We start from the raw sequence: 13,256 nt of genomic DNA on the forward strand, positions 1-13,256 counted from the left end.
CGCCAGGGCGGACTTCACGGAGAAGGTTGCCATGGATCATCACGCCAGGCTCGGTCCGGCCCGCGATCATCCGGAGGGCTGCCGCATCCGGAGTGGGGGCAACCCCCGGCCGGAGCCTGCGGCGAGCCCCCGGTACCTACCCGGACCGGCACTCCGTGAGCCGCTTCTCCAGGAACCTGCGCTCCGCCGCGTTCTCCACCAACTCCAGAGCCCGCGCGTACGATTCGGCCGCCTCCCGGCTGCGCCCCATACGGCGCAGCAGGTCGGCGCGGGTCGCCGGCAACAGGTGGTAACCGGTCAGGTCGTCCTGCGCCTCCAGCTCCGCCACCAGCGCCAGCCCCGCCTCCCCGCCCTCGGCCATGCCCACGGCGACCGCGCGGTTGAGGCGGACCACGGCCGAGGGGACGTACTGCTGGAGTTCGCCGTAGAGGCCGGCGATGTCCGCCCAGTCGGTGTCGGCGGCGGTCGCCGCGGTGGCGTGGCAGGCTGCCACGGCCGCCTGGATCTGGTACGGGCCGGGGCGGCCGCGGCGCAGGGCGCCCTCCAGGAGAGCGGCGCCCTCGTCGATCTCGGCGCGGTCCCATGCCGTGCGGTCCTGGTCCTCCAGGGTCACCAGGTCGCCGGCCGCGTCCACCCGGGTGTCCCGGCGCGCGTCGTGCAGCAGCAGGAGCGCGAGCAGCCCGACGACCTCCGGCTCGTCGGGCATCAGCCGGGCCAGCAGTCGGGCCAGCCGGACGGCCTCGGCACACAGGCCGGTCCGCATCAGGTCGGCGCCGGCCGTGGCCGCGTAGCCCTCGTTGAACAGCAGGTAGACCACGCCGAGGACGCCCGTCGTGCGGTCGGGCAGCAGATGTGCGGGCGGCACCCGGTACGGGATACCGGCGTTGCGGATCTTCCGCTTGGCGCGCACCAGCCGCTGCGCCATCGTCGCCTCGGGGACGAGGAACGCGCGGGCGATCTCCGGCGTCGTCAGCCCGGCGAGGGTGCGCAGGGTCAGGGCGACACGCGCCTCGATGGGCAGGGCCGGATGGCAGCAGGTGAAGATCAGCCGCAGCCGGTCGTCGGCCACACCGCTGTCGTCGCCCTCGTGATCCGGGTCGTACGGTCCCTCGTCCCGTGCCAGCACGGCCGCCTCCCGCAGCTTCGCCGCCCCCACCGCCTCCCGGCGCAGCACGTCCAGGGCGCGGTTGCGGGCGGTCGTGGTCAGCCAGGCGCCCGGGCGGCGCGGCACTCCGTCGCGCCGCCACCGCTCCAGCGCCTGGGCGAAGGCGTCCTGCGCGCACTCCTCGGCGAGGTCCCAGTCGCCGGTCACCCGGATCAGGGTGGCGACGACCTGGGACCACTCCTCGCGGAAGGCGGCGGCGACGGCCTTCTCGACGTCGTCCGTGGCACTCACTCCCAGACCGGCCGCACCTCGACCGAGCCGCCGGCGAGCGCCGCGGGGTGCCGGGAGGCGAGCGCGATGGCCTCGTCGAGGTCGCCGACCTCGATGAAGTCGAGGCCCGCCACGTACTCCTTGGTCTCGGCGAACGGACCATCGCTCAGCAGAACTTCGTCGCCCTGGACGCGCACGGTGGTCGCGTCGGCGGCCGGCCGCAGCCGGGCGCCGCCCTTGACGAGGTCACGGCTGCGGACCTCGTGGATGTACGAGGTGAAGCGCGGGTCCTCGGCGATCTCTGCGGGGCTGAGCTCCTCGCCGCCGACGGGCGTGCAGATGAACAGGACGTACTTCATGACCGCTCCTTCCCGGCCGTCCCGTCCAGCGGCACCGACACGTGCTCGTGGGCGATCAGCCAGCTGAAACCGGTGTCCCGGTAGCCGGTGGTGACACGCACCGTCCGGTCCAGGGACTCCCCGGTCAGGCGGGTGCCGCGGATCCGGACGAGGGCGTGGCTGAAGGCACTGCCCTCCCCGGGCCGTACCCGCAGGTCGAGCACCTCGCGGTGCACGGGCCCGTCGAGCGTCGCGAACCACCCCTCGACCGCCTTGCGGAACGCGGCGATCCCCGACCGTGGCTCGACGCCGGAGGGCTGGAAGGTCTCCACGTCGGGCGCGTAGCAGGCCGTCAGCCGCTCGACATCCCGCTCGCGGGCGGCCTCGGTGAGCTCGGCGTCGATATGACGGATCACCGTCTCGGCGTCCTCGGCGAACCCCTCGTCCCAGAACGGCCGCACCTCCATGGCCCCGATGGTGGCCACGGGATGCCCGGCGGCGATCCGTACGGCCTCCTCCAGGCTGTCGCAGTCGACGACGTCGAACCCGGCGACGTACTCCTTCGTCTCCGCGAACGGGCCGTCGGTCCGCAGCACCTCACCGTCGCGGACGCGCACGGTGACCGCCCTGTCGGGCAGCTGCAGCCGGTGGCCGTAGAGCCGGGTCCCCCGTCGGACACCGTGCTCCTCCACCCAGGGTTCGACCGGCGCCATCCCCGAGGCGTCAGCGGTGTCGTCGCCGCAGACCAGCAGCATGTACTTCATCGTTCCTCCCGGTCCTCAAGAGCTTCTTACACCCCACCGACGAACGGCGCCGAGCGGAATCGACACCCCGGCGTACGGCAGTGCTCACCGCGTCATCCCGTGGCCCCGGCCCAGGATGCCGTGCGGGTCGTGGACGCTCTTGGCCCGAGCCAGGGTGTCCCACTGCCCGCCGAAGTGCTGGCGCCAGTCGGCCGGGGTCATCGGCAGCGCGTTGACCGGATAGGCGACGGCGCCCATCGCCCGCGCGGACTCGTACGCCCTGCGGTTGGCGGCCACCATCGGGTCGGCCGCGCCCGGCACGGCCGTGCGCAACAGGGCCAGCAGGAAGACGACTTCGCCGCGCGGGCGGCGAAACAGCGGGGCCCGCAGGGCGCGGGTGAGCAGGGGATAGAGCAGGACCACGCCGTTCTCGCGCAGGTCCCGGAAGCCGGGGTCGGCGAGGATGCCGGTCACGACCGACGCGGCGGTGTCCTCGGGAAGCAGCAGGTTCAGCCAGGGGTGCGGGTGCAGCCACTCGCCGGTCGCGCGCAGCAGCTCCTCGTCGGCCGCGACCCGGTGCGCGAACTCGGCGTGTCCGAGGTCGGTGATCTCGGCCGAGTCGAAGGCGAGGCCCGCGAGGAGGCTCCGGTCGTCGGGCGGCGTCGGGCCCTGGTGGGCGGCGACGGCCTCGACCATGTAGTTCCAGCCGCCGGCGGTGTCCTCGGCCGGGCGGGCCTGGCCCTCGAGATAGTCGAAGCGCCGGTCGGTCGCGAGTAGGTGCTGGTCGGCCAGGTAGGCGTCGAGATCGGGGTAGTACAGGCAGTAGCGGCGCACCAGGGTGGGCGCGGGGGACAGCCGGAGCGTGGCCCGGAGGATCACGGCCACCTGTCCCAGGCCGGCGAGGACGGCGTGGAAGAGGGCACCGTTGTGCTCCGGCGAGCAGACCAGGTGCTCACCGGCCCCGGTCACCACCTCCAGTTCCAGCACCGAGTCCGCGACCAGACCGTGCCGGTGACTGGCGCCGCCCAGCCCGCCCGCGCTCAGCACACCGCCGACGCCGGCACCGAGGTAGTCGGTGAGGACGGGAGGCGTGCGCCCGTACGGCAGGGTCGCCGCCAGTACGTCCCGCCACAGCGCCCCGGCCCGTACCGCCACCCGGTCGCCGGTCACCGGCCCGACCGCGGTCAGCGCGGACAGGTCGAGGACGATCCCGTCCGGCGCCTGACCCTGGCCGTAGAGCGAGTGACCGCCGGCCCGCGCGGCCACCGGGATACCGCGCGGCCCCGCATACACCAGCGCGTCCCTGACCTCGGCCGCGGACCGGGGCCGCAGCACGCCCAGGGGCTGCCGGCGCATCAGGTGGCCGAAGTCGTCGGCCGCCTCCCGAAGGGCTTCCGGGCGGGTGTTCAGCAGTTCCCCGACGGGCGCGGAGACTCGGTCCGACGACGTCACGCGGCACGCTCCCAGGAGGCATCGGTCGACACGGGCGGAACCATCTTCGTGCCGGGACACGGCGGCCGGACGCCGTTTCCCGTATCGACGCCGGAGCATCACCGTGGGTTTACTCCGCCGGATTCCGGAGAGCAGCGACACCGGAGTACCGCCCCGTGTACCGCCGTCGTGCACCGGCCCCGTGCAGGGCCTCGTGTACGGCCCCCGTCGCTCCCCGAAGCGCATGTCGTGTGAGAGGTGTTCTGGTCTGTCCGGCTCCCGCGAGACAGCAACCACAGTCGACGCGCCGCCCGCCCGGATGGCGGACGCGGACCGGACCCCGGTCCCGCCGCCCCGCCCGGCCCCGCGGAACGGCCCGGTCACCCGGAGCGGCCCGGTCACCCGGAACAGCCCGCCCGCCGGCCGGCGGGACGCCTACTTCGACAACGCGAAGTACCTGGCGATCGTGCTCGTCGCCGTGGGGCACGCCTGGGAGCCGCTGCGCTCGGACAGCCGGACCGTCACCGCGCTCTACACGTTCGTCTACGCCTTCCACATGCCGGCGTTCGTCATCATCTCCGGCTACTTCTCCCGCGGCTTCGACGCCGGCCCCGCCCGCATCAGACGGCTGGTCACCGGGGTCGCCGTGCCCTACGTGGTGTTCGAGGTCGCCTACACCCTCTTCACCCGCTGGAGCGACCACGCCCCCGACCGCGAGATCAGCCTGCTGGACCCGCTGTATCTGACCTGGTTCCTGGCGGCCCTGTTCATCTGGCGGCTGACGACGCCGATCTGGCGGATCCTGCGGTGGCCGCTGCCCCTCGCGCTCGCCGTCGCCATGCTGGCGAGCCTCACGCCGTCGATCGGCAACGACCTCGATCTGCAGCGGGCCCTGCAGTTCCTGCCGTACTTCGTGCTGGGCCTGTGCCTGCGGCCCGAGCACTTCGGCCTGCTGCGCCGGTGGAGCGTGCGCCTGTGGGCCGTCCCGGTCGCCCTGTGCGCCCTCGCCGTGGCGTACTGGTCGGTGCCGCGCCAGGGCTACCGCTGGTTCTTCCACCGGGACAGCGCCGAGCAGCTCGGCGCGCCCGCCTGGTACGGGCCCGTCATGACCCTGGCCGTCTTCGGCTGCTCCCTGGTGCTGGTCGCCTGCTTCCTCGCCTGGGTGCCGGGCCGCCGCACCTGGTTCACCGCCCTCGGCGCCGGCACGCTCTACGGCTACCTGCTGCACGGCTTCGTCGCGCAGAGCGCCAAGCCCGCCCACTGGTACGACCCGGCCTGGACGCACGGCCCGGTGGGCGCGGTGACGGTCACCCTCGTCGCCGCCGTGACGGTGACCCTGCTGTGCACTCCGCCGGTGCGCCGGGTCTTCCGGTTCGTGATGGAGCCCACAATGGAGTGGGCGTTCCGGGCGCGGGAGGGCCAAGCGGTCCAGGACGGGCGACGAAACGCCGCCGGGGTGCTTTCCGGAAACCGCTGAAGCGGCGAATATGCCGCACCATGGACATTCTGCTCGTCGCCAGCGCGTTCAACAGCCTGTCCCAACGGGTCTACGCCGAACTGTCCGACCTCGGCCACCGGGTGGACGTCGTCCTCGCCGCCCACGGCCCCGACGCCGTCCGGTCCGCGGTCCGGCACCGCCGCCCGGAGCTGATCATCGCGCCGATGCTGAAGACCGCGCTCCCCGGGGACGTCTGCCGGGACCACACCTGCCTGATCGTGCACCCGGGACCGCCCGGCGACCGCGGCCCCTCCTCGCTCGACTGGGCCATCGACGGGCAGGCGCCCCGCTGGGGAGTGACCGTGCTCCAGGCCGAGGCGGCCGTGGACGCGGGCGCCGTCTGGGCGAGCGAGCCCTTCCCGGTGGAGCCGGTCGGCAAGAGCGACCTCTACCGCAACGAGGCCGCCGACGCCGCTCTCACCGCCGTCCACGAGGCCGTACGACGGTATGCGGAGGGCTCGTACAAGCCGGTGCCGCAGAGCGATCCCTCGATCCACGGCCGGATCGTCTGGCGGGACGTCTTCCGCCAGGTGCGGCGGCGGATCGACTGGGCGGCCGACGACACCGAGACGGTGCTGCGCAAGCTGCGCGGCGCCGACTCGCAGCCCGGGGTGCTCGACGAACTCCTCGGCCGGGAACTGTTCCTGCACGGCGGCCACCCCGAGGACCGACTGCGCGGTCGCCCCGGTGAGCTGCTCGCGACCCGCGCGGGTGCGGTCTGCCGGGCCACCCGGGACGGCGCCGTGTGGATTCCCGAGCTGCGCCCCCGCAAGAACTCCGGCGACCCCGCCCCCTTCCGCCGCCCCGCGGCCGACGTCCTCGCCACCCCCGGCCTGCCCGAGAGCCCCGCCCCGCTCGAACTGCCCCCGGACCGCGACACCTGGACCGACATCCGCTACCGGCAGCACGGCGACGTCGGCTTCGTCACCTTCTCCTTCCCGGGCGGCGCGATGAGCACCGGCCACTGCCGGCGCCTGCTCGCCGCCTACGAGTACGCGCTCGCCCGGCCGACCCGGGTGCTGGTGCTCGGCGGCCGCCGGGACTTCTTCTCCAACGGCATCCATCTGAACGTCATCGAGGCCGCCCCGGACCCCGCCGAGGAGTCCTGGGCCAACCTCAACGCGATGGACGACCTGGCGGAGGCCGTGCTGCGGACCACCGACCGGCTGGTCGTGGCGGCGCTCGGCGGGAACGCGGCGGCCGGCGGCGCCATGCTCGCCCTCGCCGCCGACGAGGTCTGGTGCCGTACCGGCGCCGTCCTCAACCCGCACTACCGGCGGATGGGCCTGTACGGCTCGGAGTTCTGGACGTACTCGCTGCCCCGCCGCGCCGGAGTCGGGACCGCCCGGCGGCTGACCGACGAGGCACAGCCGGTGAGCGCCGCGACCGCCGCCCGGACCGGGCTCGTCGACCGGCTGCTGCCGGTCCCCGCACAGCGCTTCGCCACCGAGGTCGAGGAGCTGGCGACCGCGCTCGCCGGCACCCCGGATCTCGGCCGGCGCATCGCCGCCAAGGCCGCGGCGCGCGAGGCCGACGAGGCACGCCGGCCGCTCGCCGAGTACCGGAAGGACGAACTCGACCGGATGCACGCCCTGTTCTTCGACCCTGCCGCCGCCTACCACTCGCTGCGCTCGGACTTCGTCCGCAAGGTCCCGGGCGGTGCCCGGTGACGCGGCTGCTGGTGGCGGGCGTCGGCAACATCTTCCTCGGCGACGACTCCTTCGGCCCCGAGGTGATCCGCGCCCTGGCCCGCCGCCCACTGCCCCCTGAGGTGCACGTCCGGGACTACGGCATCCGGGGCATGGACCTCGCCTACGCACTGCTCGACGGCTGGACGGTCGCCGTCCTGGTGGACGCCGCCGCCCGCGGCCGGCGCCCCGGCACGCTCTCCCTGATCGAGCCCGAACTCCCCGACGGCGCCCCGGCGGCCCCGCCCGAGGCACACGGCATGGACCCGGTGAAGGTGCTCGCCCTCGCCGCCCACCTCGGCGACGAACCCCTGCCGCGCGTCCTCGTGCTCGCCTGCGAGCCCGGGGAGCTGCCGCGCGGCGACGAGGACATCGCCCCCGGCCTGAGCGAGCCCGTCCGGGACGCGGTCGAACAGGCCGTCGAAGCCCTGCACGCCCTCGTCCCGGCGCTGCTCGCCGATCCCCAGGTCACGCCCTCGTTGGACCGCCCGGAGGAATCCACGGGCCCCGCCGCGGCCGGGCTCCCGCACCCGGCCGCAACCGGCGCGGAGGATCGCTAGCGGACCAGGACGGGACTCACCCGATCCGACGGTTCTTCCGGAACTCAACGATCGAGGAGCACCCATGTGTCAGTCCGAGGAGGTCACCCGGGCCGTCCTGGCCAGGAACGACGGCTTGGCAGCCGGCCTGCGCGACGACCTGGCCGCGCGCGGGGTGAGCGTGGTGAACCTGCTCTCCAGCCCCGGCAGCGGCAAGACCGAACTGCTCGGCCGGGTGCTGGCCCGGGCGCTGGAGCGGGACGTGCCCGTCGCCGCCTTCACCGCCGACCTCGCCACCGAGAACGACGCCAGGCGCCTTGCCCGTTCGGGGGCGCCGGTGAAACAGCTGCTGACCGACGGGCTGTGCCATCTGGAGGCCCGGCAGGTACGCGGCCACCTGGAGGGCTGGCTGCCGCCGGACACCGCCCTGCTGTTCGTGGAGAACGTCGGCAATCTCGTCTGCCCGGCCTCCTACGACCTCGGCGAGCAGTTGCGGATCGTGCTGATGGCGGTGACCGAGGGCGAGGACAAGCCCGCGAAGTACCCCACCGCCTTCGGCTCCGCGCACCTGGTCGTGCTCACCAAGACCGACCTCGCCGGGCCGGCCGGCTTCGACGAGACCGCCTTCGCCGACCAGGTGCGCCGGGTCAACCCCGGGGTGGAGATCGTCCGCACCTGCGCCCGCACCGGCGAGGGCGTCGACACGGTCCTGGACCGGGTGCTCGCCGTACGGGACGGTGCTCCCGCGCACCGGCCGCCCCTCGCCCCGCACCCGCACGGTCACGTCCACGCGCCCAGCGCCTCGTGACGGCCTCCAGCACGGCGACGGCCGTCCGCCGGCGCATCACCGTGCGCGGAACCGTGCAGGGCGTCGGCTTCCGCCCCTACGTCCACCGCCTCGCCGCCGGCCTCGCGCTCACCGGGTTCGTCAGCAACACGGCCGACGGCGTGCTCATCGAGGTCGAGGGAACGGCGGTCGGCGTCGAGCGGTTCCGCGAGCTGCTCGCGGCCGAACCGCCGCCGCTGGCCACCGTGACCGCCGTCGGCGTCGAGGAGGTACCCGTCACCGGGGCGGACCCCGGCTTCACCATCCGCACCACCGGGCCGTCGTCCCCGGGCCGCACCCTGCTCCCGCCCGACACCGCGACCTGTGCCGACTGCCTTCGGGAGCTGGCCGATCCTGCCGACCGCAGACACCGGCACCCCTTCATCACGTGCACCCACTGCGGGCCCCGTTTCACCATCGCCACCGGCATGCCCTACGACCGCGCGGTCACCACCATGTCCGGCTTCCCCATGTGTGCCGGCTGCGCCCGGGAGTACGAGGCCCCGGCCGACCGCCGCTTCCACGCTCAGCCCGTGGCCTGCCCGGACTGCGGGCCCCGGCTGCGGCTGGTGACCACCGCGGACAGCGGAGTGAGCGCCGCTCGCGATGGTGATGCCCTCTCACGGGCGCGAGAGCTGCTCGCGGCCGGCCAGATCGTCGCCGTCAAGGGCATCGGCGGCTACCACCTGGCCTGCGACGCCACCAACGCCCGTGCCGTCGACACGCTGCGCACCCGCAAGGCGCGCGGGGACAAGCCGTTCGCCGTGATGTGCGCGGACCTGGACGGGGCGGAGCGGATCGCCGTGGCCGGGTCCGCCGAACGCGCCGCGCTCACCGGCCCCCGCCGCCCCATCGTCCTCCTCCGCCCCCGCGACGGCGTACCGCTGGCACCCGGGGTCTGCCCCGGCAGTCCCCACCTCGGTGTGATGCTGCCCTACACCCCCGTCCACACCCTCCTGTTCGGCCTCCCCGGCGACCCGCCCGGCCCCCGCGTCCTGGTGATGACCAGCGGCAACCGCGCGGGCGAGCCGATCGTCACGGACGACGACGAGTCGCTGACCCGGCTGTTCGGACTGGCCGACGCCTGGCTCGCCCACGACCGGCCCATCGCCTCGCCCTGCGACGACTCCCTGCTGCGGGTGCGCGCCGACGGCACCGAACAGGTCCTGCGCCGCTCCCGCGGATATGCGCCCCGCCCGCTGCGCCTGCCCGTCCCGGTGCGGCCCGCGCTCGCGGTGGGCGGCGACCTCAAGAACGCGCTGTGCGTCGGCGAGGGCGAACTGGCCTGGTTCGGGCCGCACATCGGCGACATGGGCGACCTGGCGACGCTGGAGGCCGCCGTCCGTGCGGAACGGCATCTGCACCGGCTGACCGGAGTCCGCCCCGAACTGGTCGCCGCCGACCGCCACCCCGGCTACCACGCGTCCGCCTGGGCCCGCCGCCACGCCGCTCAACTCCCCGTGAACAAACCGGTGTTCGTGCAGCACCACCACGCCCATGTCGCCGCCGCCATGGCTGAAGCCGGCCTCGACGGCACCACACCGGTCATCGGCGTCGCCTTCGACGGCACCGGGTACGGCGACGACGGCACCGTCTGGGGCGGCGAGGTGCTCGTCGCCGACTACACCGGCTACCGGCGCTTCGCCCACCTTGCCCCGGCCCCGCTCCCCGGCGGTGACGCGGGAGTCGCCAACCCGTGCCGGACGGCACTGGCCAGGCTGTGGGCGGCCGGCGTTCCCTGGGATGCGGACCTGCCCAGCGTCGCCGCCTGCTCGCGCGAGGAACTCAGGCTGCTCGCACGGCAGTTGCCGAGCCAGGTCGGCTGTGTGGCCACCTCCAGCATGGGCCGGCTCTTCGACGCCGTGTCCTCCCTCGCGGGCGTGTGCCACCGAGCCGGGTACGAGGCCCAGGCCGCCCTGGAACTGGAGGCGCAGGCCTGTCTGGCCTGGGACGAGGAGACGGCCGCCTATCCGTTCGGCGACCGCTTCGACCCGGCGCCGACACTGCGCTCGATCGTCACCGACCTGCGGCGCGGCACCCCCGTGCCGGTGATCGCGGCCCGCTTCCACCGCGGTGTCGCCCGGGCGGTCCTGGACCTGTGCCGCGGCGCGCACCGGGCCACCGGCCTGACCACGGTGGCCCTCACCGGCGGCGTCTTCGCCAACGCCCTTCTGGAGCAGGCCGGTTCCGACCTGCTGCAGGGCCACGGGTTCACGGTCGTCCGGCACCGCGAAGTCCCGCCGAACGACGGTGGGCTGGCGCTCGGACAACTGGTGGTCGCGGCCCACGGACAACGCCCCCATGACGGCCGACGTACGGCAGTCAGCGACGAGACGGAGTGACCCATGTGTTTGGCAGTGCCCGGCAGAGTGGTGAGCATCGACGACACGGCCGATCCGCTCACCGGCCTGATCGACTTCGGCGGTGTGCAGAAGCAGGCGTGTCTGGAGTACGTGTCCGACGTCCGCGTCGGTGAGTACGTCATCGTCCATGTGGGCTTCGCCCTCCAGCGGCTCGACGAGGAGTCGGCCCTGGCCTCCCTCAAGCTGTTCGAGGAACTGGGGCTGCTGGACGAGGAGTTCGGCGACGCCTGGCAGCAGGCGGCCCGGCAGGCAGAGGGGAACGAGGCCCGGTGAAGTATCTCGACGAGTTCAACGACCCCCAGCTGGCCCGCCGGCTGCTGGACGGGATCCGGTCCACCGTCACCCGGCCCTGGGCTCTCATGGAGGTGTGCGGCGGCCAGACCCACTCGATCATCCGGCACGGCATCGACCAACTCCTCCCCGAGGAAGTGGAGTTGATCCACGGTCCGGGGTGCCCGGTCTGCGTGACCCCGCTGGAGTGCATCGACAAGGCGCTGGAGATCGCCGCCCGCCCCGGGGTGATCTTCTGCTCGTTCGGCGACATGCTGCGGGTGCCCGGCACCGACCGGGACCTGTTCCGGGTCAAGGGCGAGGGCGGTGACGTCCGTGTGGTGTACTCGCCGCTCGACGCGCTGCAGCTCGCCCAGCGACACCCCGACCGCCAGGTGGTGTTCTTCGCCATCGGCTTCGAGACCACCGCCCCCGCCAACGCCATGGCCGTCCACCAGGCCAAGCGCCTCGGGCTGACCAACTTCAGCCTGCTGGTCTCCCATGTGCGGGTCCCCCCGGCCATCGAGGCGATCATGACCGCCCCCAGCTGCCGGGTGCAGGGCTTCCTGGCCGCCGGGCACGTGTGCAGCGTGATGGGCATGACCGAGTACCCGGAGCTGGCCGCACGCCACCGGGTCCCCGTCGTCGTCACCGGCTTCGAACCGCTCGACATCCTGGAGGGCATCCGCCGCACGGTCCTTCAGCTGGAGCGCGGCGAGCACCGGGTGGAGAACGCCTACGCCCGTGCCGTACGCGAGGACGGCAACCCGGCGGCCATCCGCATGATCGAGGAGGTCTTCGAGGTCACCGACCGCTCCTGGCGGGGCATCGGCCCCATCCCGGCCAGCGGCTGGCGGCTCAGCGAGGCCTACCGGGCCTACGACGCCGAGCACCGCTTCGACGTCACCGGCATCCGCACCGAGGAACCGGCCGAGTGCCGGGCCGGCGAGGTCCTGCAAGGGCTGATCAAACCCACGGAGTGCGCGGCCTTCGGCACCAGCTGCACCCCGCGCACCCCCCTCGGCGCCACCATGGTCTCCAGCGAGGGTGCCTGCGCCGCCTACTACCTCTACCGCCGGATGTCCGAACCGGCGCTCTCGCGCGAGGAGATGAACCCCGTTGGCTGAGCAGACCGTCGCCGACCCGGCGAACTGGAGCTGTCCGGCGCCGATCCGCGACCAGCCGGTCGTGGTGATGGGCCACGGCGGAGGCGGCGCCCTCTCCGCCGAACTGATCGAGCAGGTCTTCGTCCCCGCCTACGGCAACGCCCTGCTCGCCGGCATGACCGACTCGGCCGTCCTCCAGCTCGGCGGCGCCCGGCTGGCGTTCTCCACCGACTCCTACGTCGTACGGCCGCTGTTTTTCCCCGGCGGCTGCCTCGGTGACCTGGCCGTCAACGGCACGGTCAACGACCTGGCCATGAGCGGTGCCCGGCCCGCCTACCTCTCCGCCGCGTTCGTCCTGGAGGAGGGGGTGGAGCTGGCCGTCGTCGAACGCGTCGCGCGGGCCATGGGCGCGGCGGCCGAGACGGCCGGAGTCACCATCGCCACCGGTGACACCAAGGTGGTCGAGGCCGGACACGGGGACGGCGTGTACGTCACCACCGCCGGGGTCGGCCTGGTGCCCGAGCGGGTGGACATCCGGCCGCAGCGGGCCCGGCCCGGTGACGCGGTCATCGTCAGCGGGCCGATCGGACTGCACGGGGTGGCCGTCCTGAGCGTGCGCGAGGGGCTGGAGTTCGGGGTCGAGATCGCCAGCGACACCGCGCCGCTGGCCGACCTGGTCGCCACCATGCTGGACGTCACCCCGGACATCCACGTGCTGCGCGACCCGACCCGCGGTGGCCTGGCCGCCTCGCTGAACGAGATCGCCCGCGCCTCGGGCACAGGGGTGCGGCTGACCGAGCGGGCCGTGCCGGTACCGGACGCGGTCGCCAACGCCTGCGGATTCCTCGGGCTCGACCCGCTCTATGTCGCCAACGAGGGCCGGCTCGTCGCCTTCGTCCCGCCGATGGAGGCCGATGCCGTCCTCGAGGCGATGCGCGCCCACCCGCAGGGGGCGGGCGCGACCCGGATCGGCGAGTGCGTGGCCGACCACCCCGGGATGGTCGTGGTGGCCACCGGACTCGGCGGCACCCGGGTCGTGGACCTGCCCCTGGGAGAGCAACTCCCGCGGATCTGCTGAT

12 protein-coding genes are annotated in these 13,256 nt (G+C 73.7%); 8 read left to right on the forward strand and 4 right to left on the reverse strand.

What is annotated here, in order from left to right; all coding sequences use genetic code 11:
- Positions 1-136: 136 nt before the first annotated feature.
- The 4 genes from AB0D59_RS12130 to AB0D59_RS12145 form a co-directional block, all read right to left on the reverse strand.
- A complete protein-coding gene (locus tag AB0D59_RS12130; RefSeq protein ID WP_362564012.1) occupies positions 137-1,396 on the reverse strand; it encodes an RNA polymerase sigma factor in 1,260 nt (419 codons plus the stop codon).
- Complete coding sequence (locus AB0D59_RS12135) at positions 1,393-1,734, reverse strand: YciI family protein (RefSeq protein ID WP_362564014.1); 342 nt, start codon at positions 1,732-1,734, stop codon at positions 1,393-1,395. The genes AB0D59_RS12130 and AB0D59_RS12135 overlap by 4 nt, the downstream gene beginning before the upstream one ends.
- The gene (locus AB0D59_RS12140) at positions 1,731-2,477 is read right to left on the reverse strand and encodes a nuclear transport factor 2 family protein (protein WP_362564015.1); all 747 of its coding nucleotides are present in this window, start codon (positions 2,475-2,477) and stop codon (positions 1,731-1,733) included. The genes AB0D59_RS12135 and AB0D59_RS12140 overlap by 4 nt, the downstream gene beginning before the upstream one ends.
- 84 nt (positions 2,478-2,561) lie before the next feature.
- Positions 2,562-3,908 (reverse strand): FAD-binding protein, encoded by a 1,347-nt coding sequence (locus tag AB0D59_RS12145; protein ID WP_362564017.1) that lies wholly within the window; start codon positions 3,906-3,908, stop codon positions 2,562-2,564.
- Positions 3,909-4,206: 298 nt separating this feature from the next.
- Between AB0D59_RS12145 and AB0D59_RS12150 the strand changes: the two genes are divergently transcribed.
- From AB0D59_RS12150 to hypE, 8 genes are all read left to right on the forward strand, one after another.
- Positions 4,207-5,364 (forward strand): acyltransferase family protein, encoded by a 1,158-nt coding sequence (locus tag AB0D59_RS12150; protein WP_362564019.1) that lies wholly within the window; start codon positions 4,207-4,209, stop codon positions 5,362-5,364.
- Positions 5,365-5,384: 20 nt separating this feature from the next.
- A complete protein-coding gene (locus AB0D59_RS12155) occupies positions 5,385-7,055 on the forward strand; it encodes an enoyl-CoA hydratase-related protein (RefSeq protein ID WP_362564021.1) in 1,671 nt (556 codons plus the stop codon).
- On the forward strand, positions 7,052-7,633 hold the full coding sequence (locus AB0D59_RS12160; RefSeq protein WP_362564022.1) for a hydrogenase maturation protease: 582 nt from the start codon (positions 7,052-7,054) through the stop codon (positions 7,631-7,633). Before AB0D59_RS12155 ends, AB0D59_RS12160 begins: the two co-directional genes overlap by 4 nt.
- A gap of 64 nt (positions 7,634-7,697) precedes the next feature.
- The gene (hypB, locus tag AB0D59_RS12165) at positions 7,698-8,420 is read left to right on the forward strand and encodes a hydrogenase nickel incorporation protein HypB (protein WP_362564024.1); all 723 of its coding nucleotides are present in this window, start codon (positions 7,698-7,700) and stop codon (positions 8,418-8,420) included.
- Positions 8,417-10,780, forward strand: a complete 2,364-nt coding sequence (gene hypF, locus AB0D59_RS12170) for a carbamoyltransferase HypF (protein ID WP_362564025.1) — start codon at positions 8,417-8,419, stop codon at positions 10,778-10,780. The genes hypB and hypF overlap by 4 nt, the downstream gene beginning before the upstream one ends.
- A 3-nt stretch (positions 10,781-10,783) precedes the next feature.
- Positions 10,784-11,074, forward strand: a complete 291-nt coding sequence (locus AB0D59_RS12175) for a HypC/HybG/HupF family hydrogenase formation chaperone (RefSeq protein WP_362564027.1) — start codon at positions 10,784-10,786, stop codon at positions 11,072-11,074.
- Positions 11,071-12,198: a hydrogenase formation protein HypD gene (hypD, locus tag AB0D59_RS12180; protein WP_362564029.1), complete on the forward strand. Its 1,128-nt coding sequence runs from the start codon at positions 11,071-11,073 to the stop codon at positions 12,196-12,198. The genes AB0D59_RS12175 and hypD overlap by 4 nt, the downstream gene beginning before the upstream one ends.
- Positions 12,199-12,265: 67 nt before the next feature.
- Entirely contained in the window at positions 12,266-13,255 is a 990-nt protein-coding gene (gene hypE, locus AB0D59_RS12185; RefSeq protein WP_362564180.1) for a hydrogenase expression/formation protein HypE, read from the forward strand.
- Position 13,256: the final 1 nt, after the last annotated feature.

This window comes from Streptomyces sp. NPDC048417 (assembly GCF_040651615.1).
Classification (GTDB): Bacteria; Actinomycetota; Actinomycetes; order Streptomycetales; family Streptomycetaceae; genus Streptomyces.

What these genes read in the sequence shown, in the direction of transcription:
- AB0D59_RS12135 (WP_362564014.1), bottom strand. Translation starts at nt 1,734, where the DNA reads ATGAAGTACGTCCTGTTCATCTGCACGCCCGTCGGCGGCGAGGAGCTC.
- AB0D59_RS12140 (WP_362564015.1), bottom strand. Translation starts at nt 2,477, where the DNA reads ATGAAGTACATGCTGCTGGTCTGCGGCGACGACACCGCTGACGCCTCG.
- AB0D59_RS12150 (WP_362564019.1), top strand. Translation starts at nt 4,207, where the DNA reads ATGGCGGACGCGGACCGGACCCCGGTCCCGCCGCCCCGCCCGGCCCCG.
- AB0D59_RS12155 (WP_362564021.1), top strand. Translation starts at nt 5,385, where the DNA reads ATGGACATTCTGCTCGTCGCCAGCGCGTTCAACAGCCTGTCCCAACGG.
- hypB (WP_362564024.1), top strand. Translation starts at nt 7,698, where the DNA reads ATGTGTCAGTCCGAGGAGGTCACCCGGGCCGTCCTGGCCAGGAACGAC.
- AB0D59_RS12175 (WP_362564027.1), top strand. Translation starts at nt 10,784, where the DNA reads ATGTGTTTGGCAGTGCCCGGCAGAGTGGTGAGCATCGACGACACGGCC.
- hypE (WP_362564180.1), top strand. Translation starts at nt 12,266, where the DNA reads ATGGGCCACGGCGGAGGCGGCGCCCTCTCCGCCGAACTGATCGAGCAG.